This window comes from Candidatus Tectomicrobia bacterium (assembly GCA_016192135.1).
Lineage (GTDB): Bacteria > UBA8248 > UBA8248 > UBA8248 > UBA8248 > 2-12-FULL-69-37.
This window is the reverse complement of the sequence record JACPUR010000033.1, coordinates 1-23969: the sequence shown is the minus strand read 5'-3', so window position 1 is coordinate 23969 and position 23969 is coordinate 1. Positions and strand designations below refer to the sequence as shown.

At 68.6% G+C, this 23969-nt stretch carries 23 protein-coding genes; 11 read left to right on the top strand and 12 right to left on the bottom strand.

Annotation, left to right across the window (positions count from 1 at the left end; all coding sequences use genetic code 11):
- Positions 1-254 precede the first annotated feature (254 nt).
- From fliD to HYZ11_13445, 3 genes are read left to right on the top strand one after another with little or no spacing between them, the layout of a single operon-like run.
- Positions 255-2855 carry a flagellar filament capping protein FliD gene (gene fliD / locus HYZ11_13455; protein ID MBI3128605.1) on the top strand — a complete coding sequence of 867 codons (2601 nt, stop codon included), beginning with the start codon at positions 255-257 and terminating at the stop codon, positions 2853-2855.
- 21 nt (positions 2856-2876) lie between these two features.
- On the top strand, positions 2877-3257 hold the full coding sequence (fliS, locus tag HYZ11_13450; GenBank protein ID MBI3128604.1) for a flagellar export chaperone FliS: 381 nt from the start codon (positions 2877-2879) through the stop codon (positions 3255-3257).
- 9 nt (positions 3258-3266) lie between these two features.
- On the top strand, positions 3267-3896 hold the full coding sequence (locus HYZ11_13445; protein ID MBI3128603.1) for a hypothetical protein: 630 nt from the start codon (positions 3267-3269) through the stop codon (positions 3894-3896).
- A gap of 75 nt (positions 3897-3971) precedes the next feature.
- Here HYZ11_13445 and HYZ11_13440 read toward each other — a convergent pair whose 3' ends face one another.
- Positions 3972-4580, bottom strand: coding sequence for a hypothetical protein (locus HYZ11_13440; protein MBI3128602.1), 609 nt, complete (start codon positions 4578-4580; stop codon positions 3972-3974).
- Positions 4581-4821: 241 nt separating this feature from the next.
- Entirely contained in the window at positions 4822-6090 is a 1269-nt protein-coding gene (locus HYZ11_13435; protein ID MBI3128601.1) for an MFS transporter, read from the bottom strand.
- Between the two features lie 349 nt (positions 6091-6439).
- On the opposite strand from HYZ11_13435, the gene HYZ11_13430 reads away from it, so the two are divergent.
- Both HYZ11_13430 and HYZ11_13425 read left to right on the top strand, forming a co-directional pair.
- The gene (locus tag HYZ11_13430) at positions 6440-9196 is read left to right on the top strand and encodes a tetratricopeptide repeat protein (protein MBI3128600.1); all 2757 of its coding nucleotides are present in this window, start codon (positions 6440-6442) and stop codon (positions 9194-9196) included.
- On the top strand, positions 9099-10514 hold the full coding sequence (locus HYZ11_13425) for a methyltransferase domain-containing protein (GenBank protein ID MBI3128599.1): 1416 nt from the start codon (positions 9099-9101) through the stop codon (positions 10512-10514). The genes HYZ11_13430 and HYZ11_13425 overlap by 98 nt, the downstream gene beginning before the upstream one ends.
- Here the strand turns inward: HYZ11_13425 and HYZ11_13420 are convergent.
- A complete protein-coding gene (locus HYZ11_13420; GenBank protein ID MBI3128598.1) occupies positions 10511-11287 on the bottom strand; it encodes a class I SAM-dependent methyltransferase in 777 nt (258 codons plus the stop codon). The genes HYZ11_13425 and HYZ11_13420 overlap by 4 nt on opposite strands.
- 95 nt (positions 11288-11382) lie before the next feature.
- Positions 11383-12291 (bottom strand): radical SAM/SPASM domain-containing protein, encoded by a 909-nt coding sequence (locus HYZ11_13415; GenBank protein MBI3128597.1) that lies wholly within the window; start codon positions 12289-12291, stop codon positions 11383-11385.
- A gap of 510 nt (positions 12292-12801) precedes the next feature.
- On the opposite strand from HYZ11_13415, the gene argH reads away from it, so the two are divergent.
- The 4 genes from argH to HYZ11_13395 all read left to right on the top strand — a co-directional run bounded on the left by argH (position 12802) and on the right by HYZ11_13395 (position 17463).
- Complete coding sequence (gene argH, locus HYZ11_13410; protein MBI3128596.1) at positions 12802-14223, top strand: argininosuccinate lyase; 1422 nt, start codon at positions 12802-12804, stop codon at positions 14221-14223.
- Positions 14224-14570: 347 nt separating this feature from the next.
- Complete coding sequence (lysA, locus tag HYZ11_13405; protein MBI3128595.1) at positions 14571-15845, top strand: diaminopimelate decarboxylase; 1275 nt, start codon at positions 14571-14573, stop codon at positions 15843-15845.
- 1 nt (position 15846) lies between these two features.
- A complete protein-coding gene (locus HYZ11_13400) occupies positions 15847-16674 on the top strand; it encodes a diaminopimelate epimerase (GenBank protein MBI3128594.1) in 828 nt (275 codons plus the stop codon).
- Between the two features lie 273 nt (positions 16675-16947).
- On the top strand, positions 16948-17463 hold the full coding sequence (locus HYZ11_13395; GenBank protein ID MBI3128593.1) for a collagen-like protein: 516 nt from the start codon (positions 16948-16950) through the stop codon (positions 17461-17463).
- A gap of 197 nt (positions 17464-17660) precedes the next feature.
- Here the strand turns inward: HYZ11_13395 and HYZ11_13390 are convergent, their stop codons facing one another.
- The 8 genes from HYZ11_13390 to HYZ11_13355 all read right to left on the bottom strand — a co-directional run bounded on the left by HYZ11_13390 (position 17661) and on the right by HYZ11_13355 (position 22060).
- Positions 17661-18203 (bottom strand): hypothetical protein, encoded by a 543-nt coding sequence (locus HYZ11_13390; GenBank protein ID MBI3128592.1) that lies wholly within the window; start codon positions 18201-18203, stop codon positions 17661-17663.
- Positions 18200-18397: a hypothetical protein gene (locus HYZ11_13385; protein ID MBI3128591.1), complete on the bottom strand. Its 198-nt coding sequence runs from the start codon at positions 18395-18397 to the stop codon at positions 18200-18202. The genes HYZ11_13390 and HYZ11_13385 overlap by 4 nt, the downstream gene beginning before the upstream one ends.
- 110 nt (positions 18398-18507) lie before the next feature.
- On the bottom strand, positions 18508-19149 hold the full coding sequence (locus HYZ11_13380) for a Spy/CpxP family protein refolding chaperone (GenBank protein MBI3128590.1): 642 nt from the start codon (positions 19147-19149) through the stop codon (positions 18508-18510).
- Between the two features lie 125 nt (positions 19150-19274).
- Positions 19275-19502, bottom strand: a complete 228-nt coding sequence (locus tag HYZ11_13375) for an SHOCT domain-containing protein (GenBank protein ID MBI3128589.1) — start codon at positions 19500-19502, stop codon at positions 19275-19277.
- A gap of 437 nt (positions 19503-19939) precedes the next feature.
- A complete protein-coding gene (locus tag HYZ11_13370; GenBank protein ID MBI3128588.1) occupies positions 19940-20485 on the bottom strand; it encodes a periplasmic heavy metal sensor in 546 nt (181 codons plus the stop codon).
- A gap of 83 nt (positions 20486-20568) precedes the next feature.
- Positions 20569-21051 carry a hypothetical protein gene (locus HYZ11_13365; GenBank protein MBI3128587.1) on the bottom strand — a complete coding sequence of 161 codons (483 nt, stop codon included), beginning with the start codon at positions 21049-21051 and terminating at the stop codon, positions 20569-20571.
- Between the two features lie 5 nt (positions 21052-21056).
- Positions 21057-21482, bottom strand: coding sequence for a hypothetical protein (locus tag HYZ11_13360; protein MBI3128586.1), 426 nt, complete (start codon positions 21480-21482; stop codon positions 21057-21059).
- Positions 21479-22060 (bottom strand): sigma-70 family RNA polymerase sigma factor, encoded by a 582-nt coding sequence (locus HYZ11_13355; GenBank protein MBI3128585.1) that lies wholly within the window; start codon positions 22058-22060, stop codon positions 21479-21481. Before HYZ11_13355 ends, HYZ11_13360 begins: the two co-directional genes overlap by 4 nt.
- A gap of 262 nt (positions 22061-22322) precedes the next feature.
- On the opposite strand from HYZ11_13355, the gene HYZ11_13350 reads away from it, so the two are divergent.
- Entirely contained in the window at positions 22323-23081 is a 759-nt protein-coding gene (locus HYZ11_13350; protein MBI3128584.1) for a 4-hydroxy-tetrahydrodipicolinate reductase, read from the top strand.
- Positions 23082-23244: 163 nt separating this feature from the next.
- The coding region (locus tag HYZ11_13345; GenBank protein ID MBI3128583.1) for a DUF1848 domain-containing protein at positions 23245-23969 on the top strand (725 nt) is incomplete at its 3' end.

Here is a 23969-nt window from a genome sequence, read left to right as displayed (position 1 = left end):
GAGCCTCGGGGGGGGGGGGGGCGCCGCCGGGCCCCCCCGCCGCAACCGGTTGAAAATACAAATATTACGCTCCGGGAATCCCTCCCGGCGGGTTGCCGCGCCTCCCTCTGTTCTCAAGAAGAGCCGCCACGGCCCCATCCGGCACGGAATGTGCTGTCGGGGCAATAGGCGCTTTAGGCCCATCCGCCTCAAGCCGATAAGCTTTAGGCCAGCACGCTTCAGGCCAGAGGCCTCTTGCGGGGGGAGCAGCGAAGATGGCCGGGCCGGTTTCGGTGGACGGGCTGATCTCGGGCCTCGACACCAAGAGCATCATCGAGCAGCTCGTGGCGCTCCAGGCCAGCCGCGTGGCCAAGCTCCAGGCGAAGCAGGCCGATCAGACCGAAAAGGTCGCCCTCTTCCAGACCCTTCAAGCGAACTACCTCAGCGTCCGCACCGCGGCCGCCTCCCTCAAGAGCCCCAGCCTCTTCGATCAGCGCTCCGTCTCGAGCAGCGACACCGATATCCTCACCGCCACCGCCTCGGCCACGGCGGCCGTGGGCTCCCACCAGCTCGTGGTGAAGCAGCTCGCCAAGAAGAACCAGTACGTGAGCAACCGCTTCTCCGACACCAACGCCACCACCCTCGGGAGCGGCACCCTGACCATCACCGTGGGAACGGGGGCCTCCGCCGTCTCGACGGCCATCACGATCGACAATTCCAACAACACCCTCGATGGCATCGCCGCCGCCATCAACGGCTCGGGCGCCAAGGTGACCGCCTCCATCATCAAGGTGGACAGCAGCTCCGCCCCCTACCAGCTCACCGTCACGGCCAAGGAGGGCGGCGCGGGCAACGCCGTCACCATCACCCAGACCGCCGGCATCAAGACCTCCGTGACGGGCGAGGTCCTCGGCAAGGGGGCGGCGGCGTCCACCCAGGACACCGACGACTTGAATGCCAAGACCTACGCCCTCCGCCACATCCCGAACGCGAATACCACAACGGTCAAGGTGAACGGGGTGGCCCAGGCCGAAGGGATCGCGGCCACCCTCACCGCCCAGGACACCGGCGGCACGCTCCTCGCGAGCACGCAGTACCACTACGTCGTGGCGGCCGTGGTCGGGGGCGTGGAGACGGTCGTGAGCGGCATATCGAGCGTCACCACCCCCACGGGCGCCAACGACAACTCCGTGCAGGTCCAGTTCGGCGACGTGCAGAACGCCACCGAATACCGCATTTACCGTATCAGCGACGCGCAGGCGGGGACTCCCGGGTCGCCCGTCTTGGCCGATTTCACCGGCCAGAACTCCCGGATCGGCACGGTATCGGACAACGGATCGGCCACCTTCACCTTCACCGACACCAACCAGGCCCAGACCGCGGCGCTGACCACGACCACCACGGGCGCCTATACCCTGGACGAGACGACGGGCGCCGTCGCGTTTTTCGCCGACCAGACCCTCACCGTCACGGCGGACTACGAATACGATCTCGAGTTCAAGCAGAGCCAGGCCGCCCAGGACGCCATCATCGAGTTCGGCGCGGGCGCGAACGCGGTGACCATCCGCAAGTCATCCAACGAGATATCGGACGTTATCGAGGGAGTCACCCTGAGCCTCAAGAAGGAGGATGCGGCCGCCACCATCATCGTCGAGGTGAAGCGGAGCACCCTCGGCGTGACGGGCTCGGTCCAGTCCCTGCTGGACGCCATCAACGATACCGAAGCCTTCATCCAGGAGAACAGCTTCTTCGACGCCGAGACCAACGCGACCGGGCCGCTCTTCTCCGACTTCAACCTCTTCACCACCCGCTCCCGCGTGAGTGAAATCCTGACCGGGGTGGTGAAGAGCATCGCGCCCGGGAAGATCCGGGCCCTCTCCGAGGCCGGGATCAGCCTCAGCCCGGATACCGGCCGCTACACCCTCGACACGGCGAAGTTCAGCTCGCTGCTGGCCAGCAAGCCCGATGAGCTGCGCGACCTGTTCGCCTCGGTGGCCACCGCCACCGACACCGACATCCAGGCGCTCGCCTTCTCGGCGAAGACGAAGACCAGCTCCTCGCTGGGCTACGCCGTCCAGATCACCCAGGCGGCCACCCGCGCGGAGGACGTGGGCGCCCAGAACGTCTCGGGGGGCCTCACCCAGAACGAAACCCTGACCATCACCGCCGGCGGCCTCACGGCCAGCGCCTCCCTCACCAGCGGCATGACCGCACAAGACGCCGTCACCGCCATCAACACCACGCTGAAAAATGCCGGCATCACGGACGTGAGCGCCTCGTTCAACTCCTCGACCGGCAAGATCACCTTGATTCACGCCAAGTACGGCCTGAAGCATTCCTTCAAGGTGAAATCGACCGTGGCGAGCGGAACGGCGGGAAGCTCGGGCCTGGGCAGCACCGTCGCGAACACCGAGGCCACCTTCACCGGCCAGGACGTGAAGGGCACCATCGGGGGGGAGGCGGCGACGGGCGAGGGCCAGACCCTCACCGGGGACAGCGGGAACACCAGCACCGACGGCCTCCAGATTCTGGTGAAGATCACCCCCGCCCAGCTTACGGCCCAGGGCGCCTCGCAGGGCGTCGTGACCGTCTCCCGGGGTATCGCCACCCAGCTCGATGAGCTGCTCGGCTTCCTCACCGATCAGAACCAGGACGGCCCCATCCAGGCCGCCATTGACGAGGCGAACAGCCGGGTTTCGGACCTCAAGTCCCAGATCGACGCCGTCAACGCCCGCATCGCCCGCGAGCAGGCCCGGCTCAGCGAGGAGTTCACGCGCCTGGAGCAGGCCCTCGGCACCTTGCAGACCACCAGCCAGTTCCTCAGCCGGCAGCTCGCCCAGATCAACGCCAACGCGTCCAACTTCGGAAAGAGATAACAGGATGAGGAGACAATCCGGGTGAATGCCAGGAATTCCTACGCCGCCTACCGGGACGTCGGGGTGAAGACCGCCTCTCCGGTCCAGCTCGTGGTGCTCCTGTACGAGGGAGCCGTGAAGCACATCCGCAAGGGCGAGGCCCTCCTCCAGGGAGAGGACACGTTCCACGAGGCGGCCGAGCACCTGCTGAAGGCGATGGGCATCATCACGGAGCTGGCGGGGGTGCTGAAACCGCACGCCTCGCCCGAGCTGGCCCGGAATCTCTCGGGCATCTACCAGTACGTCCTTGGATTGATCAGCAAATCCCTGCGGGAGCGCGATCCCGAAGCGCTGCCCGAGGCGGCCGGCATCATGGAGTCGCTGGGCGCGGCGTGGCGCGAAATCTCGCAGGGCGCCGCATAGGAGGCGGGCATGGCGCGGGTGGCCGATCGGTTCCGGTTCAAGCTCGACGAGGAGTGGCACGAGGCTCCCGGCGGGGTCGCGACCTATGGCGAGCTCGAGGGCTGGGTCGCGGCCCGCCTGCGCGAGGCGGGGCGCGTCCTGCTGGGCGCCCTGCACGGCGAGGCCGGGGTGACGCGCGACGAGGCCGAGCGCTGGCAGGTGCGCCCGCTGGATGAGTTCGGGACGCTGGAGTTCCTCTCGGCGGAGCCCCGGGCGCTGGCCCGGCGCACCTGCGCGGATATGATGGACTTCCTCGATCGCCTGGCGGCGCGGGGAGAGGAAGCGGCCCGGGCGGCCGAGGCCGGAGAGCGCGGCAAGGTGCTGGAGGGAATCCGGGACTGCGCCGAGGGCTGGAGCTTCGCCCTCCAGTCCTTGCGCGACATGCTGCGCTTCGCCGGAGCCGATCCATCGGCCGTGGAGATGGAAGGACGCCCGCTGGCCGCCGTGGCGCGCGACCTGAGCGCCATCATCCAGAGGATGAGGGATGAGATCGGCCGGGGCGAGCTGGCCGGGCTCAAGGACATCCTGCTCCACGACCTGGGCTACTACATCGGCCCCATGCGCGAGGGATTCGAGCACATTCGGGAGAGGATCGACTGAGCCCAAGTTTCACGGGACGAAAAAGCGGCCCTCCGGATGCCCGGAAGGCCGCTTTTCCATCTGGCCGGATGGCCTTCACTTGCCCGGCTGACCTTGCTCCGGCTGGTTCTGTTGGGATTGATTCTGCCCGGGCCGGTTCTCCTCCGGCTGGCTCTGCGGGGGCGGATTCTGGCCCGTCTGTCCCGGCTGGTCCGGCGAGGCCTCGCCGGAGGGGCCTCCACGGCCCGCCCCGCCTTCCGCGAGGCTCAGGATCACAACCTGGGGCGCCGCATCCTTCCTCTCGCCGCCCTCGGAAATGCTGAAGCTGGCGCCGGCCGCCTTGCCGTCCGGCCCCTGGGCCTGGACGTGGTACCAGCCGGGGCCGCCCTTCACGTACAGCCAAGGCCCTTCCGAGAATATCTCCCGCGTCTCACCGTCCTTCTGAAAGCTCACCTTCACGTTGTCGACATAGACCCCCTCCGGGGTGGCGAAGACGATCTTGACCGGGAATCCGGCCGGATCCCCCTCCTCCCGCTCGCCGCTCGCGCTCTTGGTTTCAAGCGACGCCAATATCTCCCCGCCCTGCTTCAGCTGGGAATCGCGGGCCGCGAGATTGCCCCCGGCGCAACCCGCCAGCGAAAGCGCGAGAATGGCGGCGGCGAGCCCGGTCAGGCGGAATGTGTCGCGGCTGCCCCTTGAAATCATCCTTCGTTCTCCTGTGTGGCGGCAGGAAAACCGGGCGGCTGCCCCATCTATTAATGTAGGGCGGCTGGGGGAGGGTCGGGCCTCTTTTTGGAGCCGAAAAAAGCGCATACAGGAGACGGCGGATGGGCGAAAGCAGAATCTGAAGACGAGCAGAGGCCCCGTTTCTGACGGAGCCGCTCCGCGGGGCGGGATCTTCGCTCCCTGCCTCCCTGGCGAGGGATGCGGGCGTTCCTGGGTACCGCTACCCCGCCGGCTGGGCGGCCCCCTCCGGGGCGGGAGAGGGCGCGGCCTGGCCCTTCCGGCCGGGGTAGGCGAGCACCAGAAGAACGGAGACGACGCCCGTCGCGAAGCTGAACAGGATGGCCAGGCTGTAGTCCCCGCTCAGGTCGCGCAGCAGCCCTCCGGCGAACCCCCCCGTCGCCATCCCGACGCTGGCGCCCGACGTGAAGGTGCCGAAGAGCAGCCCCACCCGCTTGGGCCCGTAATACTCGCGCGTCACGATCTGGTACATCGTGCCGTGGCCGCCGAGCCCCAGCCCGACCATCGCGGCGACCACGAAGAAGGCGGGGAGGGTGGGCGAGGCCCAAAGGAGGGGAACGGGCAGGGTCTGGGAGAGCAGGGCGGCCAGGAGGGCCAGCTTCGGCCCGACCCGGTCCGAGAGCACCCCTGTGAGCACGCGGCCCAGGAGCTGGCTCACCCCCATCACCCCCATCAGGCTCGCCGCCTGGACCCGGTCGATTCCGGCCTCGATGGCGATCGGCACCAGATGGAGGATCAGGACCGAATGGCAGACGCAGTCGGTGGTGTGGCTCCCCATGATGGCCCAGAAGGGGCGCCGCTTGACGATCTCCCGGACCCCGAGCGAGGCCTCGGGGAGGAGAACGGACGGAGGAGCGGCCTCGGCGCGCGCCCTGGCGGGGGCCGGCGCCTCCTCCCTCCGCTCGTCCGAGGCCCGGAGCATCAGGGCCGCGGGCACGGCCAGCGCGATGAAGAGCAGGCCCAGCAGCAGGTAGGCCATTCGCCATCCGTGGGCCGTGATGAAATAGCCCGTCAAGGGTGCGATGAAGATGAGGCCCATCCCGCTCCCCGAGCCCGCGAGCCCGGTCGCGAGCCCGCGGTTCCGGGTGAAGGCGCGCTGCAGGTAGGCCGAGACCGGGGTCTGCAGGGCGCTCCGCCCGAGCCCGGCCATGACCCCCGTCAGGAAGTAGAACTGCCAGAGGTTCTGGATGGAGTAGGAGAGGGCGACGCTTCCGCCCGCCACGACGATGCCCGCGATGATGACGGGGCGCGCGCCGTAGCGGTCCGCCAGGCCGCCCACCGCCACCCCGCAGACGGCGACCATGAACATGTAGATCGAGTAGGCGGCCGAGGTGGCCGAGGTGGACCAGCCGAACTCGGCGATGAGGGGCTTCATGAAGATGCCGAACATGAAGTTGAAGCCGAAGAAGAGGCCCAGGAGGACGAAGGCGCCGCCGATGATGCTCCATTCCCGGGGGGTGAACGAGCGCATTGAGAAGGCCCCTCACCGGCTGGAATGGGGGAGCGCGCGGGCGGAGCCGGATCCGCGGCATCCTACGCCTTAGGGAGGGTGCGGACAAGGGATTCGGCCTTGCCAGTGGCAGGTTTTGCCAGGCCAGGCAGCAATTTCCTTGCAAGGGCGGAGGTTTTCCATACAACCATTTGAAATATAAGGGTTTTTATTTTTTGGTTTGGTATATTTCTTGCTTTTTGCCCGCCTCGTGGCCGAAGTGCGCCTCATGGCCGGGGCGGATTCAGCCGAAAAGGATTCCAGAGGGCGAGGTCTATCGAAATCGCTGCCCCTGGAAGATTCCGCTCGGCGGAGGAGTCGGGAGAATCCAATGGCACCCAAGGTCCGATCCATGCCTCTCCCCGGTCGCAAGGTTTCCGAGGTTGCCCCCAGGCAACGGTCGGTCCGGCTCTTCGAGGAGGCGCTGGCGCGCCACCAGGCGGGCGATCTGGCCGCCGCCGAGGCGCTCTACCGGCGTCTCCTGGAGGAAGAGCCCGGCCATCCGGACGCCTTGCATCTGCTGGGTGTCCTAGCCTATCAGCGGGGCGAGCACGAAACCGCGGTCCGGCACATCGCAGAGGCCATCCGGCGCAAGGGCAAGGCAGGCATCTTCCACTCCAACCTGGGCAACGTTTTGGCCGCGCTCGGCCGTTATTCCGAGGCGATCAAGGCCTACCGCTGCGCCATCCGGCTCTCGCCTGGGATGGCCGACGCGCACAACAACCTGGGAACGGCGCTTCATCACCTCGGCAAGAGAGAAGAGGCGGCCGCCGCCTTCCGCGAGGCCATCCGCTTGCAGCCCTCCTACGCGGTGGCGCTCGTGAACCAGGGCAGGGTGCTCGTGGAGCTGAGCCGTTTGGAGGAGGCGGAAGAGAGCTTCTCGCTCGCCGCCGGGCTAAGGCCCGATCAGGCGGAGACCCATCGCCGGCTAGGTATGGTCCGTAAGGAGCTGGGGTGCCTGGAGGCGTCGTCCGAGAGTTTCTCGCGCGCGCTCGAGATCGATCCCCGGGACATGACGGCTGCGTTCGGCCTGGGCGTGGTTCTCCATGACCTCAAGCGCCTCGACGAAGCGGAGAGGAGCTTCCTGCGGGTGCTCGCCGCCCAGCCGGATTACGCCGAGGCGCACTTCGGCCTGGGCGCCGTGCTGATGAGCCAGGGGAGGCTGGCGGAGGCCGAGGAAAGCTTCCGCCGGGCGATCGCCCTCCGGCCCGGCTATGCGGACGCCCACTTCTTCCTCGCGACGGCGCTGAGATCGCAGGGGAGGCCGGAAGAGGCCCGCGAGAGCTACGAAGAGACCCTGCGCCTCCGCCCGGGCCACTTCGATGCCCTGGTCGGCATAAGCGCCGTGCTCAAGAAGGAGGGGGATCTCAAGGAAGCGGCCGAACGCTACCGGAAAGCCGTCCAGTTGCGCCCGGAGAGCTTCGACGCGCGGCTGGGCCTCGGCCTCCTGCTGAAGGAGACCGGCCAGATCGAGGAGGCCGTGGAGAACTTGCGGGAGGCCGCGCGGCTCAATCCCGAGAGCGCCTCGGCGCACATCGGCCTTGGGATCGCCCTCAAGCAGGATGAGAAGCTGGACGAGGCGGCCGGCGCCTTCCGGGAGGCGATTCACCTTCGGCCGGACCTGGCGGAGGGCCACTGGGGGCTGGCCACCGTCCTGATCAAGCGTGGCGACTTCGAGGAGGGATGGGACGCGGCGCAGGCGGCCCTCCGGCTGGACCGCTCGGACCTCCTCCGGGTGCGCACCAGCGCCCTTCTGCCGGTCATCTGCAGCTCATCCGAGCAAGTGGCGGAATGCCGGGCCCGGGTGGAAAGGAGCGTGGATGAGCTGGTGCGGGAGGGGGTGGTCATCCGGGACCCCCTCAAGGAAATCGGTTTCACCAATTTCTATCTAGCGTATCAGGGTTTCAACGACCGGGAGCTTCAGCAGAAGATAGCCCGGCTCTACCGGTCTCAGGAAATTTCGCTTTGCCCCAAGAGCCGCCCCGAGGGTTCCCGGATCCGCGTGGGCTTCATCTCGCGCAACTTCAAGCAGCATACCATCGGAAAGTTCATGATCGGCTACGTCGCTTTCCTTGACCGGCGCCGTTTCGAGGTGGTGACCTTGGCGGTGGATCCGCCGGACGATCCGATGGTGCAGCAATTCAGGCAGCATTCGGATGAATTCGTCATCGTCCCGGCCGACATCGCCGCCGCGAGGGAGCAGATCGCAGCGCTGAACCTCGACGTTCTCTTCTACGCCGACATCGGGATGGACGCCCTCACGTATTTCCTGGCTTTCTCCCGCCTGGCCCCGGTCCAGTGCGTGACGTGGGGCCATCCGGTGACGACGGGCATCCCTAACGTGGACTACTTCGTCTCCTCGAAGGACCTGGAGCCGGAGGGGGCCGAGGACCACTACAGCGAGGATCTGGTCCGTTTCGACTCGCTCCCGACCTATTACTTCCGGCCCCGGCCTAAGGCCGCGCTCATGCGCCGGGCCGCTTTCCTGATCGCCGAGCGGGCCCGCGTGTACCTCTGCCCGCAGAGCCTCTTCAAGATCCATCCCGACTTCGACGGTATCCTGGGCGAGATCCTCCGCCGGGACCCCTACAGTCAGCTCTACTTCATCGAGGGGCAGCCGAAGTCCCTAGGCGATGCGCTGATGCGGCGTTTCCGGCGGACCCTCGCCCATGGGATCGACCGGGTTAAATTCATCCCGCGCGTCAATGGCGAGGCGTTTCTGAACGTTCTCGCCTTGGCGAACGTGATCCTGGACCCGATCCACTTCGGCGGTGGCACCACTTCCTACGAGGCGTTCTTCGTGGGCGCTCCGATCGTGACCATGCCGGGCGCCTTCATGCGGAGCCGCGTCACCTACGCCTGCTATAAGAAGATGGGAGTGATGGACGCCGTGGTCTCCAACCCGGATGAGTACGTGGAGACCGCCATCCGCCTGGCCAACGATTCCGCTTGCCACGGCGAGCTGAAGTCCAGGATTCTCTCGGCCAATCATGTCCTCTACGAGGACGCGGCGGTCCTCCGCGAGCTGGGAGCGTTCTTCGAAAAGGCGGTCGAGAAGGCCAGAACTCAAGGGACCTGCGCCCATTAGAGGGAGACGCGCCGTGCATCGGAACTGGGAAGCCGACGGGAACGGGAGAGAGGGGCTTCGTGATCTGCTGCGCCAGCACGTGTGCGCCGCCTGCGGCCACCACGTGGCCGTGCCGTTTTACGACGGCGGCCATCAGCCCTTGGCTACCCTCGCCTGGCCGGCGAGCGCGGAGGAGGCGCGGAGAATGGAGCGCCTTCCCCTCCGCTTCGTGCGGTGCGTGGAGTGCGGGCACGTGTACAACCCCGAGTTCGATTATTCCAAGGTTCCCTACTCGGAGAAGCCGAACCTGATGTTCAACCGGGGCGAGGGATGGCGCGAGCATCTGCTGCAGGTGCGCGGCCTGATCCTCAAGCGTCTCCCCCTGCACCCCACCGTGGTGGAGATCGGCTGCGGGGAAGGCCATCTGCTGCGCGCCCTCGCCGAGGCCCATCCCGAGGGGCGCTACATCGGCTTCGACCCAAACGCCAAGGTGGATACCGGGGGGGGAATGATCGAGGCCCGGCAGGAGCTCTTCGATCCGGCCGTCCATCTCGCCGACTGCCGGCCGGATCTCATCATTAGCCGGCACGTGCTGGAGCACCTGATGGACCCGATGGGTTTCCTCCAGGCGCTGTCCTTCTCGGCGACCTGGGAGGGGGTCGAGACCCGCCTCTTCATCGAAGTCCCCTGCATCGACAAGGTCTTCGCCATGGGCCGGACGGCGGATTTCTTCTACGAGCACAACTCCCACTTCACCACGGAGTCGCTCTCGCGGCTGCTCAAGCGCTGCTCGCGCGAGGTGGAGCTGGTCGAGCGGGGCTATGACGACGAAGTGGTCTATGGCTTCGTCCGCATCGGGGTGCGCGCCGCGCAGGCCGCCTACGCCCGCGAGGCGCTCGCCTTCCGCGGCCGCGCGGCCGAGAGCAAGGACCGCGTGAGGGCTCATCTGGACGCCCTCGCCCGCTCTGGGAAGCGGGTGGCCGTATGGGGCGGCACGGGGAAGGCGGCGGCCTTCATCAACCGCTACGGCGTGGACGCGGGGCGCTTCCCCCTGGTGGTGGACTCCGACCCCGACAAGGTGGGCACCTTCGTCCCCGGGACGGGGCAAGAGATCCGTTTCCGCGACGACCTGAAGCTGGAGCCGGCGGACGTCATCCTGATCGCCACCCAGTGGCGTGCCCGCGACATCGTGGGCGAGATCGGGCGCGAGGGGATCGCCTGCCAGGCCATCCTGCTCGAGCACGAGGGATCGCTCGTGGACTATTTCCGAGACCCTCATCCCTACGGAGAGGCGGAAGCCGCCGGGGCCCCCGGGGCGAAGGGCTATTCCGCCGCCTAGGGCGCGGCCTGGGGGGGAGGGCCGCCGCGCGGCCTGAGGGCTGTGTTCAGGCGGAGGGCGGGGTCGTACACCGCCTGGATGGGGACCTGGAAGGAGGGGAGCTCCCTCGCTTTCCTCGCGATGCAGCTCACCATGTAAAGATGTTTGTCAGGCGGTGGAGGCAGGAGCATCTGCTGCGGCGTGAAATCCACCTGCTTGAACTTGATCTCCTGGTTCGTTTCCCATTGCGTGGGAAAGGCGACGATGTAGAACGCCATATCATCGAACCCATTGACCCGGTAGACGTCATTGAAGAGCGTGAACGAGAAGTTGTAGAAGCCGTGGTTGAACCAATCCACCGGGGAGAAGTGGAAGGCCACACCCCCCACCTTGAGCATCCGGATGACGCTCTCGAAGACGGCCCGGATGTCGAAGATGTGCTCCAGCGTTCCCATCTCCAACACCAGGTCGTACCGGCCGTGCAGCTCGGCCGGCACGGGCCGGTTCAAGTCGTGGGTGATGGTGCAGCCCTCTTCGGCGTCGATGTCGATGTCGTCGTAGCGTTCGAAGCCGAACGCGAGGAACAGATCGCGCGTCGTCAGCCGCCCCCGGTGGCCCTCCCATTGCACCCGATCCAGCCAGGCGTGGAAGCCGGACGCCTCCAAGTAACGCTTTACGGCCGCGGGCGGCGAGAAGATGCTCACACGGGAGAGCGAGACGACGCTGCCGCGCCGCTTCACGTGGGGGAGGAGCTGGGTGGCCAGGAAATCGATCGTCCCCAGTTGGATGGACACGGCTGCCCCTTGCCCGGACCTGCGGAGGTTGTTGCGGGCCATATTAGGATGAACGAGAAGGTCTCACAAGGCCGCCGCGCGGGAGAGTCCGGGTCTCACAAGAAGGTGCAGGTGCGGCAGGGGTCGGCGTCGAGCCGCGTCGTCATTTGCTCGCGGAGCCTGCGGTATTCGGGGGAGTTGTAGACTTCCAGGACGTGCTGCCGGCTCACGTCTCCGATGGGCCATTTGGCCTGGCCGTCCATGCAGCAGTGGGCCACCACGCCGCTCGAGGTGATCGAGAGCTCGAACCAGCGGTGGCAGGCCACGGCCGGAACGGGACCCAGGAGAAGGTCCACCTGGCCCAGCCATCCACCCCGGGGGAACACGTTGGCTCGGAAGAGGGGGTAGCGCTGCCCGACCCAGCGGACGAAGTCGGCGTCGCTTTGGGTCCCGTCCCCCACCCGGGAGAGCACAACGGGGAAGGCGACCCCGCGCGCGGCCACCTTGCGGTGGATCATGTCCAGCCGCTCCAGGGTGCGAGCGAAGGGGAGCTTCATGGTGGTTTCGTAATGTTCCGGCCGGTGGTCGTTGACCGAGAGCCAGAGATACTGGATGCCCCTCACTCGCGCCAAGCGGTGGAGCTTCTCCTCCGTGATGGGGGAGGCGTTCGAGGTGAGGGCGATGGAGGCGTTCGGCAGCTTCTCGTTGATGGCTCCCAGGATATCGAAGAGGCGGTGATCGAGGAAGGGCTCGTTCACCTTGAAGGGAGAGATCAGGAAGGGGAGCTGCCCGGGGATGTCGCGCAGGTCGCCGAGGATCTTTTCGATCAGCGCATCGGACATCCGGCGCCCCTTGCGCTCGATGCCGGGGTAGGGGCAGAAGCTGCACGCCGCGTTGCAGACGGAGAGGGTTTCCATGTGGATGTGGCTCGGGTAGTTCATGTACAGCGACGCCCGCTTCTGGAGGAATGATTCCTGGTATTGGATGTAGGGAGCCACCTGCTGGAGAAGCTGATAAGCGTCCATCCGCTGGGGATGGACCTCCAGGAGCTTCCGCAGTACGAGGGCCGCCGTCCCCAGCTCGCCCCTGCGCTGCAACTGGCGGGCGAGCTCGACCGCCTGCCCCAGCGTCAGTGTATAGGTCTGGTTCTGGGGAGCAGCGGCCGCCTGGGGTGGGTTCTCGAGCAAATTCTGCCGGGTCACGGCTTCTCCTCGGGGAAGGGCGTTTCCGCCTGTATGGCTTATCGGTTTTCCGGACCTCGCCGATAATCCAAAAAACAAAGGATTTCCAATGTCTTTTTTTCTGCCTGGGGGTGGAGCCGACCAGTGGGGCCGCCCGCCCGTAGCCCGTTGATATAGCAAGATATGTACCCCCGGTGTCCCGTCCTCCCGGCGGGGGGCAGGGGCAGAAGGGCCAAGAATGGGCGATAATTCGCCCCTCCCGCCTCCTTCCGGTTGCCGGGGCGGGACGGGTCGGGTAAGTATCGGTTTCTTTGGGCTCCGGTCCGGCGTGCCCGGCCCGGGCGTGAGGGAACGATGGCCGCCAAGCGAATATCCAGCCTGAGAGCGGAAAAGAGGGCGCCGGCCAAGCCCTGGGGCGGGCGCTTCGCGGGGCGGACGGACCCCCGCGTCGAGGCCTTCACCCAGAGCGTCTCCTTCGACCGGCGGCTCGCTCCCTGGGACATCCGGGGCTCCATCGCCCACGCCGAGATGCTGGGCGCCCGCCGGATCATTCCCAAGGCGGACGCCGCCAAGATCGTCCGGGGCCTCCGGGCCATCCTGAAGGAGGTGGAGGCGGGGAGGTTCCGCTTCGACCCGGCGCTCGAGGACGTTCACATGAACATCGAGGCGGCGCTCACCCGCCGCATCGGTCCGGCCGGGGGGAGGCTCCACACCGCCCGCAGCCGGAACGACCAGGTGGCCACCGCCGCCCGCCTCTGGCTCCGGGACGAGATCGACCGCATCCAGGCGGCCATCGCCTCGCTGCGCAAGGCGCTGCTGGCCCAGGCCGAGCGCGGGGTGGACTGGGTGATGCCGGGCTACACCCACCTCCAGCGGGCCCAGCCGGTGACCTTCGCCCACCACATGCTGGCCTACAGCCAGATGCTCCGGCGGGACGCCGAGCGGCTGGCGGAGGTGCGGCGGCGCGTGAACGTCCTCCCCCTGGGCGCGGGGGCGCTCGCGGGCACCGTCCACCCCATCGACCGGGGGAGGGTGGCGCGGCGGCTGGGCTTCGAGGGCTTGGCCGAGAACAGCATGGACGCGGTGAGCGACCGGGACTTCGCCGTGGAGTTCGCCGCGGCGGCCGCGCTGGCCATGGTGCACCTGAGCCGGCTGGGGGAGGAAATCGTGCTCTGGGCGAGCGCCGAGTTCGGCTTCGTCGAGCTGCCCGACGCCTTCTCGACCGGGAGCTCCCTCATGCCCCAGAAGAAGAACCCCGACCCGGCCGAGCTCGTCCGGGGCAAGAGCGCGCGGGCCATCGGAGATCTCGTGGCCCTCCTCGCCTTGATGAAGGGATTGCCGCTGACATATAACCGGGACATGCAGGAGGACAAGGAGCCCCTCTTCGACGCGGCGGACACCCTTCGTTCCTCCCTGGAGGTGATGGCCGGGCTCGCCGGGGCGATGTGCCCCCGCCCGGACCGGATGGCGGAGGCGGCCGAGGGTGGCTACATGACGGCGACCGACCTGGCCGACGCGATGGTGCGCCGGGGCGTCCCCTTCCGGGAGGCCCACGAGGCCGCCGGGCGCGCGGTGCGGCTGGCCCTCTCGAAGGGTGTGCCGCTCTCGGGGCTCGGCGCCGCCGATCTCAAGAAGGCGGACCCGCGCCTGAGGCCCTCCGACCTCAAAGCCACGGCCCTCGCGCGTTCCCTGGCCTCCCGGCGCAGCGAGGGCGGGGCGTCGCGGGCGAGCGTGCTGCGCCAGATCCGGGCGGAGCGGAGGAGGCTCCATGCCTAGGCGGCGCTGGCTCCGGCGCCTGGCCGCCTTCGTGCTCCTGCTCGCGCTGGGGGTGGGCGCGGCGGGCTGCGGCCTGAAGGGCCCCCCGAAGGTTCCCCGGGAGCCCATCGTCCCGGGGCTGTGAGCGCCGGCCAGAGAAGTTGGGTGACCCTGGTGTCCCCTCTCCCTCCGGGAGGGGGTAGGGGAGGGAATGGTCATGGCTCCCCCACCCCGACCCTCCCCCGGAGGGGGAGGGAGGTTGAGGGGCTGTCCCCGCTGTGGCTCCCCAAGATCAGGCGGATGTAAAATCCCGCCCCCGTAGATTCGAGAAGTGGGACCGCTCGAACGGAAGGGAACAGAGAGAGAAGATGCACTACTTCGAGTACAAGGATGGCGAGCTGCACGCCGAGGGCGTCTCCCTCTCCCGCCTTGCGCGCGAGGTGGGCACGCCCTTCTACGCCTACAGCCACAGGACGCTGGTGCGGCACTTCCGCGTCTTCGACGAGGCCTTCGCCTCGGTGCCGCACCTCGTCTGCTTCGCCATGAAGAGCAATTCCAACCTCGCCATCCTGCGGCTCTTCGCGGGGATGGGCGGGGGGCTCGACATCGTGTCGGGCGGTGAGCTCTTCCGGGGGCTGAAGGCGGGCGCGCCGGCGGATCGCGTGGTGTTCGCCGGGGTGGGGAAGTCCGACGAGGAGCTCGCCTACGCGCTCGAGCAGGGCGTCCTCATGTTCAACGTCGAGAGCGAGGAGGAGCTCGCCAACATCGAGGCGGTGGCCGCGCGGATGGGCAAGAGGGCCCGGGTGGCCATCCGGGTGAACCCGGACGTGGACCCGGCCACCCACCCCTACATCTCGACCGGCATGAAGAAGAGCAAGTTCGGCATCGACATCACCAAGGCGCGCGCCCAGTACCGGGCGGCGGCCGGGATGCCCCATCTCGAGCCCTGCGGGGTGCACTGCCACATCGGGAGCCAGATCACCCAGAGCAGCCCCTTCGTCGAGGCGGTGGAGAAGGTGGCCTCCCTCGTCCGGGCGCTCCGGGCGGACGGGCACGACATCCGCTACCTGAACCTGGGCGGAGGCCTCGGCATCACCTACCGCGACGAGGCCCCGCCGCTGCCCAGCGACTACGCGGGGGCCATCCTCCCGGCCGTGAAGAACCTGGGCTGCACCCTCATCTTCGAGCCCGGCCGCGTCATCGTCGGGAACGCGGGGGTGCTCGTGACCAAGGTGCTCTACGCCAAGAGCAAGGAGGAGAAGCGCTTCGTCATCATCGACGCGGGGATGAACGACCTCATCCGGCCCGCCCTCTACGAGTCCTACCAGGAGGCCTTGCCGGTGGAGGAGGCCGCCGCCCGGCGCCCCAGGCACAAGAGCGACCTCGTGGGCCCGGTGTGCGAGAGCGGGGACTACCTCGCCAAGGACCGCCAGCTCCCCGAGTACCGGCGAGGGGACCTCATCGCCATCATGAGCGCCGGGGCCTACGGCTTCGCCATGTCATCGAACTACAACTCCCGGCCCCGGCCGCCCGAGATCCTCGTGCGCGGGGAGGAGTACCACATCATCCGCAGGCGGGAGAGCTACGACGACCTGATCCTGGGGGAGAGCATCCCCTCCTTCATCGCCGGGGGGGGCGAGTAGCATGGCCGGGCGGGTGCGCTTCACCAAGCTGAGCGGGAGCGGCAACGACTTCATCTTCATCGACAACCGCGACCGCCGCTTCGACGCCGACAAGATGGCCGACTTCGTGCGCAAGGTCTGCCGGCGGGGGCTCTCCGTAGGTGCCGACGGGCTCATGTTCATCGAGCCGAGCGAGCGGGCCGACTTCAAGTGGCGCTTCTTCAACTCGGACGGCTCCGAGGCCGAGATGTGCGGCAACGGCAGCCGCTGCGCCGTGCGCTTCGCCCGCGAGCTGGGCATGGTGAAGGAGCGGGCCTCCTTCGAGACGCTCGCCGGGGTGATCGAGGCCACGATCAAGGGCAACCGCGTGAAGGTGCGCCTCACCCCCCCGGCGGGCTTCCGCCAGGGCATCGAGGCCCCCCTGAAGGGCCGCACGGCGAAGCTCGACTTCCTCAACACGGGCGTGCCCCACGCCGTCGAGTTCGTCCCGGACGTGGAGAAGGCGGCCGTGCGGGAGGACGGGCGCCAGATCCGCTTCCATCCGCTCTTCGCCCCGGCGGGAGCCAACGCCAACTTCTGCCAGGCCGCGGGCCCGCACGCCCTGAAGCTCCGCACCTACGAGCGCGGGGTGGAGGACGAAACCCTGGCCTGCGGCACGGGCGCCGTCGCCTCGGCCATCCTGGCCGCGGCACGCGGGATGGTCGAGCCCCCGGTGGACGTCCAGGTGCGGGGCGGCGAGGTCCTCACCATCCACTTCTCGGGGCGGGGCGGCGAGGTCCGCGAGGTCCACATGGAAGGGGACACCCGTCTCGTCTACGAGGGGGAGATGACCGAGGAGGCGGCCCTCTAGGACCCATCGCTCTGCCCGCCTCGCCTCCTTTCCCTTCCCGCGCAAGGCTCAGCCCGTAGCGGCTTCCGGCGGGTCCAGCCGCCCGCCCCCGCCATAGCTGCGCCCACGCAGGCCTGCGTGGGGAAGTCTTAATTGACTCCCGTAGTCTTCTAACGCTCCGCCAAAAGTATTTGCCCCCAAATGTGACTGAAATCACATTCGCTCGAACTTTTCCTGGCTCCTATTTCTCTGGATGAGAGCGTTCTTTCGGATTGTGGGGTATTTTTTTCATTAATGTATTCTCCGTTCGTTCATTTTGCGCTTGGGGGGGAGGGAAGAGGCATGCGTTGGAAATCCGTCGGTGCGGGGATTTTTCTTCTGCTCTTGGGAGCGTCGCTGACCTTCTGGACGCCGAGGAGCGCCGAGTCGCAAGGGGCCAACGCGTTGGCCCAGCTTCAGGCCCAAGTGGCTGCGCTTCAGAACCAACTTCGCGCCGCCACCCAGCAGATCAACGCTCAGCGCCAGCAGATCAACGCTCACCAGCAGCAGATCAACAATCAGCAGCAGCGGATGAGCGCCCTCAGCCAGCAGATGAGCGCTCTTCAGAGCAGAATCGCGAGCAGCCAGTCGCGGCCGGGGCCTCGGGGGCCCCAGGGAATGCGGGGAGAGCGGGGAATGAAGGGAGATCGAGGGGCCCAGGGAGCGCGGGGACCCCAGGGACCGCGGGGTGAGCGCGGGCCAGCCGGACCGCGCGGACCGGCCGGACCTCCGGCACCTCGCGGACCGGTCGCAGGAGCGCCCGCTCCTTGATGCGCCACGGTGGGGTGGCCTAGCCGCCCCCGCGGCTCCGGCTCACGAGGAGCCGCTTTAAGAATCCCGCGAAAAACACGGCCCCCCTTGCTCCCGCCGCACAAGAGGCGGGAGCAAGGGGGGCTCATTGTCTTTCTCTGCCGTGGCGATCGTCCTTACGAAAGGCGCCGCCGCGCCCGCTTCTCCGCGGCCGTCTCCTACCGCCCGGGCTGAAGCCGCCAGGTGCCGTCCGGCTCGCGGCAGGCGGTGGTGACGGCGCGCTCCTCCTTGCCCGCCACGAAGATGGGGATCAGGGCCTCGCGGCAATAGGGCGCCCCCTGGACGGGCGGCTGGACGGGCGCGGGCGGGCGTACCTCGGGCTGCACCGGGTACTGCGCCACCTCGTACTGGGGCTGGCCCGAGACCAGCACCCGGCGGTAGTACACCTCGTCGTCCACGTAGTAGGTGGCGCCCCTCACGATCACGGTGCGATGGCTCGGGGGGATCACCGGCACGACCGCGCCGTAAGGCGCCGGGACGACGACATAGCCGCGGGGCGCGCGGCGGTAATAGGCGCCGTTGTGGTAGTAGTAGGTCACCTGGCGGACCACCACCGGGCGGTGCCCCGGGGGCAGCACCACCACCGCCGTCCCGTGGCGGGGACGGGCCTCGGCCCGCGCCGGGATGGAGGCGGCGGCCGGGATCAGGAGGGCGGCGAGCACTGCGGTCAGGAACCACTTGCGGGCATCACGGCGATTCATTGCATGTCCCTCCGCCACTCCGGGCGATCCGCCCGGACGGGCTTTGGCGCGGGCAGGAGGCCGTTCCGCGCCGGGCCGAACAGCTCTCGCTCCCGGGTCAGCCGGAACGCGAGGTAGGAGAAGAATACCAGATCGAGCAGCAGGACGAGGGCGACCGAAGCGTCCATCAGCTCGCGGAATCCGTCGAAAATCACCGCGCCGCCTTCCTGTCCGGGATTTCCCGGACGGTCCTTTCACGGGGAAGCCCGGGATCGGAAGGAGGGCCCCCCCGAGGGAGGGCCCTCCGCCTCTTTCGCTTGAGCCGTTATTCCAGCGATCCGCCGCCGGGCAGCTGGGCGTCCTCCCATGCGGGACCGGGGCCGAACCCGGGCCCCATCATCCCCGCGCCCCGCCCCGGACCGAAGCCCTGGCCGGGACCGGAGCCGCCGCGCCCCATGCGGGCGCCCGGGCCGAAGCTGGCCGCCTGGAGCTGCTTGAGCTGCTCGGAGGTCAGGATCGCCTTGCCCTGCTCGATCGTCTTCAGGCGCTCGATGCGCATGTCGGCGCGTTTCTTCTCCATGGCGCGGATGAGCCTCTCCGCCGCGGCCACGTCCAGCTTGTCGGCGAGGTGGAGCTTCTGGAGCTCGAGGCCGGTGGACTGCATCTCGATGCGCTCCCTCGCGGCCTTCTGGTAGAAGCCGTCGCGGAGCTGCTCGAGCTTCTTCACCTGGTCCGCGGTGAGCTTGAGCTCGTCCTTCATCGCGAGGGCGCGGGAGATGATCGGGCCGCTCATCATATGGCCGCCCATCATGCCGCCCATCATGTGGCCCCGCATCGTGGGGCCGCCGCGGTGAAAGCCCGGCCCGCCTCCCCAGCCCTGCGCCGACGCGTACTCGTTGGCCGCCAGGCCCGCGCCCACGGTCAGCGCGGCGGCGGCGATGATGATGGCGATCCGCTTCCTGGTCATGTTGCCTCCCTTTTCAAGGCGGTCTTTGCAACCCGGTGGCCGGGGCCGGCGTTGCGGTTCACCGAGGGGCCTCCGGGGCATCCCTCGCTCATGCACCTTAAGACGGGCGCGGGTTCCGAGGCGGACTAGTCGCCCAGAACGCGCCTGCGCTCCTCGAACTCGTCCTTGCCGATCTCGCCCCGCGCGAAGCGCTCCCGGAGAATGTCAAGATGAGTCCTGGCGGCCTGGGGGCCATGGCCCGAGGGGCTGAACCAGCGGACCACGAGGACGATGGCGGCGATGGCCAGCCCCCAGAAGAGGATCATGGCGAAGGGCCCCAGGAACCAGCCGTGCCAGCCGTAGTCCCACATCATGCGGGGGCCGGCATACGATCCCCAGGGCTGGGCGAGGGCGGGAAAGGGAGAGAGAAGGACGCTGCCGAGAACGCTCAAGGCCACCGGACGCTTCATTGGGACGGCTCCTTCCGGAAAGGCGGTCATTTGGCGGGCCATCCATGCATCTCCCGCTTATGACCTTAGGACGGGGCGGGGTTCCGGGAATGACGCGGGTCCGGAATCGCAAATAAGAAAGGGAATTTTTTCGGGAAATTCGATTGGGGGTGGAGGAGCAGGGGCGTATTGCAATACGCCCCTACGAATGCATGGACGGAGGATTGAAAGGCGACGTGTGAACTGGAGGGGGCATAGGGGCGGGTTCTCTGCCCGCCTCAGTAAAAACGCAGGGAACCCCTGGGCGGCCAGCGCCCGCGAGTTCGCTGGGGACGGATCGCAATACGCCCGGCCGGTGGCGGCTAATGTCCCGAATGCCCGCCCGCGCCGCCGGAGGATTCATATCCCCGCGCCCGGCCGTAGAGGGCGATCTGATGGGGGGTCAGGATCTCCCGCATCCGGAGGTGGGCCTTGAGGTGGACGAGGCGGAGAGCCCCCGTGAGCCGCCCGATCTCGGCCAGGGCGGCGGCGAGGGAGGCCTCGTCGATCTCCTGGGAGGCGAAGCGGGCGTCGAGCTCGCGCTCCCGCTCCACGATCTCCCTCCCGAGCGGCACCGCCTCGCGCTTCATGGCGTCGAACAGGCGCCGGGTTTCGGCCCGCTGGGTCTCCGTCAGCCCCAGCCGGGAGGTGGACTCCAGCACGTGCAGGGGGCCCGGGTAGCGGTTCAGCTCGGCCGCCTTGGCCAAGCCCATGCCGTTCCCGGCGAGGAGATCCTCGACCTCCTTCCCGGAGAGGGCCTTGATGGGGCGCTTCTCCTGGCCTTTGTAGGGCGACTCGGCGGCATGCGAGGCGGGAGAGGCGAGGAAGACGAGGGGGAGCAAGAGCGCCATCGCGGGCCGAAAGCGCATCGCTCATTTCCTCCGGCGGCGTAATGAATAGGGGCGAGGCACGCCTCGCCCCTGCGAAGGATGGTCTGCCGGGAAAAGACAGGCTATCTCGATTCCCCGGGCGGGCCGGGGGACTCGCGCATCATGCCGCCCATCCCCCGCCACCAGCGCTCCCGCCGGCGCTGGCGGTGCTCCTCCATCATGCGCACCATCCGGTCGAAGTGCTCCCGCTGGCCGGGGCCCAGCATGGCGCGCAGGTCGGCCCGGACTTCCTTGAGGATGCCGTCGATCTTGGGGGCCATCTCGCGCCGCAGTTCGATGAAGCGCTGGTGATGGCGGCGGAGGATATCCTCCGCCTGCTTGCTCTGTGCGCCGCTGAGCCCGAGGTCGCTCTCCAACTTGCGGAGGAAGTGCGCGGTGCGGTCCTCGCCGCGCGCGCCGGCGGCGCGGCCCCGCCAGCCGCCCTGGCCGGGGCCTCCCATCGCGTGCCAGTAGCCCGCGAAGTAGCCCGTGCCGCCTCCCAGGAGGAAGACGGCCACGAGGACCGCCGCCGCCTTCGCCTTCGGGTTGCGGAAGGAGTCGCGCATGGCCTTCACCGGCCCGCCGCATTGTAGGCGATGAACTGGAGGAGATCGTCCCCGCTCCTCGCCTGGAGCGGGCCGCTCAGGACCTCGTCGGGGGTCTCGAGGAAGGAGGCCGTCTGGGCGCCCTGCGGGGAACCGAAGGGCCCGTCCCGCCAGGTCAGGCCGGCGGCGAGGACGAGCGCGAGGGCCGCGGCTCCGGCGAAGCGGAAGCCGAAGGAGGCGAGCGCCCCGCTCAGCGCGGGCACGCGCTCCCGCTCCAGCCCGTGGATGCGGGCGCGGAGCCTGCGCCACAGCCGCGCGTCCGCCTGGGAGTCCTCCCCGGGGCGGGCGGCGGCGAAGAGCGATTGCAGGCGCCGGATCTCCGGGTCCGGGGCCGAATCCCACTCGCGGGCCCGCCGCAGGCTCTCACGCCACTCGCGCCAACGCAGCATCATGCTTCTCCTTCTTTCCGTCTCGCGGCGGCCCTCAGCAGGCCCGCGCGCGCCCGGTTGAGGCGGGAGCGGACCGTGCCGGGCGGGATCCGCAGGATCCCGCCGATCTCATCGTAGCTGAGCCCCTCGAGCTCGCGCATCACCAGGATTCTCCGCTGCGGCTCGCTGAGCTCGCCCAGCAGGCGGCGAAGCTCCTCGCTCCGGCCGGGACGGGGGGCATCGGCTCCCGCGTCTTCTTCCTCCCCCCGGGGCCCGGGGGCCTCCAGCCGCGTCTCGTCGAACTCCACGTGGGCCGGCGGGGCGCGCCGGGCCATGTCGCGGACGTGGTTGACCGCGATGCGGTAGAGCCAGGTCGAGAAGCGGGCCTCCTCCCGGAAGCGGGGCAGGGCCAAGTAGGCCTTGAGGAATACCTCCTGCACCACATCCTCGGCTTCCTCCCGCCGCTCCCCCAGCAGCCCCCACACCAGCCGCCGGACCCTGCCCGCGTGGCGGAGCACCAGGGGCTCGAAGGCGTCCGGGTCCCCCGCTTTGCACCGGGCGACCCAGACCGAGTCGTCTTGCGGCTCGGGCGGCGGACTCAACAACCCATCCCCTAAGGCCGTAGGAGGTCCCGGGTTCGACCGCCCGGTACTATAGCAATTCCGGATGGGCCCGTGGGGAGCCCGTCCGCCGGGCCCGCCCCTTTTGCCCTTATGACGCTCCGGGTTCCACCCCCATGCTTCACCCCCCACCGGGGAAAGGTAATATAATGCCCCCGAGAAACAAGGGGTTGGCTTCTTTCTGGCCTTCAAAAAGGAGGATCGGGTGGCCATTCGCGTGGCGGTCGCAGGGGCGGCGGGCAAGATGGGGTGCCGGATCATCCAGCAGATCGCCGCCCAGGGCGACATGGCGATCTCGGGGGCCTTGGAGCGGGCCGGCCACCCGGCGCTGGGCCAGGACGCGGGGGCGAACGCCGGGGTCGGGTCCTTGAAGGTTCCCCTCACGGCAGACGAGGGCTCCCTGGCCGGGGATGTTCTCGTCTCTTTCGCCGTCCCCGAGGCGAGCGCCGCCCACGCCCGGCTCGCGGCGGGGAAGGGCATGGCCGCCGTCATCGGCACCACGGGCCTGAATGACGAGCAAAAAAAAATCATCGCCGAGGCCGCGAGGAAATCGGCCGTCGTCTTCGCCCCCAACATGAGCGTGGGGGTGAACGTGGCCTTCAGGCTCATCGAGGAGGCCGCCCGCCTCCTCGGGGACGCCTACGACGTGGAGATCCTCGAGGCCCACCACAACCAGAAGGTGGATGCCCCTTCGGGCACCGCCGTCCGCATGGGGGAGATCGCCGCCCGGGCGCTCGGGCGGAGCTACCCCGGGGACGCCGTCTTCCACCGGGAGGGCCAGACGGGCAAGCGGCCCCCCCGGGCCATCGGGATGCAGACCCTGCGCGGGGGGGACGTGGCCGGGGAGCACACCGTCTACTTCTTCGGGATGGGCGAGCGGGTCGAGATCACCCACCGGGCCTCGAGCCGCGACAACTTCGCCGCGGGCGCCATCCGGGCCGCCCGCTGGGCCTCGAAGCAGCCCCCCGGCCTCTACGGCATGGCCGAGGTGCTGGGGCTGTAGGGGGGGGATGTGGAGAGAAGGATTTTTGGGGCCGGTTTCTGGTAGGGGCGACCAGCCGGTCGCCCCTACAGACGTGCTTGGCCGCCCTTGATTTGTAGGGGCGAGGCATGCCTCGCCCCTACGGACCGATGCCGCCGAAATTCCCCGCCGCCGGGACGATGCCGTGACGAATCCGAAAACGCCCCCGATGCGCGAGGCGCCTCCCGAGCCCCAAATCATCTCCGTCTCCCGCCGGACGGACGTGCCCGCCTTCCACGCGCCCTGGTTCCTGAAGCGCCTGGAGGAGGGCTTCGCCGAGTACCGCAACCCCTTCAGCGGGAAGCGTCACCGCGTCTCCCTGGCGCCGGGGGACGTGCGGGCCTTCGTCTTCTGGACGCGCAACCCGGCGCCGCTGCTCCCGCATCTGGACGCGGTCGAGGCGCGCGCGCCCTTCTATTTCCTGTACACCGTGAACGCCTATCCCGAATCCCTGGAGCGCGCGGTGCCGCCCCTCGCGCAGGCGGTACGCACCTTCCATAAGCTCGCGGAACGCGCCGGGCCCGGGCGGGTGCGCTGGCGCTACGACCCCATCTACCTCTCGCGGGAGACGGACGCCGCCTTCCACCGGCGGAACTTCGCCCGGGTCGCCGATGCGCTCGCGGGCGCGACCGGGGAGTGCATCGCGAGCTTCGCCGACATGTACGGGAAGGTGAGGCGCAACGCCGCGAGGCTCCCGGAGGGCCTCCGGCCGGAGGAGGGGACGCTCGAGGAGCGCAAGGCCCTCCTGGACGAGCTGGCGGAAATGGCCGCGGAGCGTGGCATGAGGCTCCTCGCCTGCTGCGAGGACGCCCTGGTGGGAGGCCCCGCCGGCAAGGCGCGCTGCGTGGACCCGGACCTCCTCGACCGCAT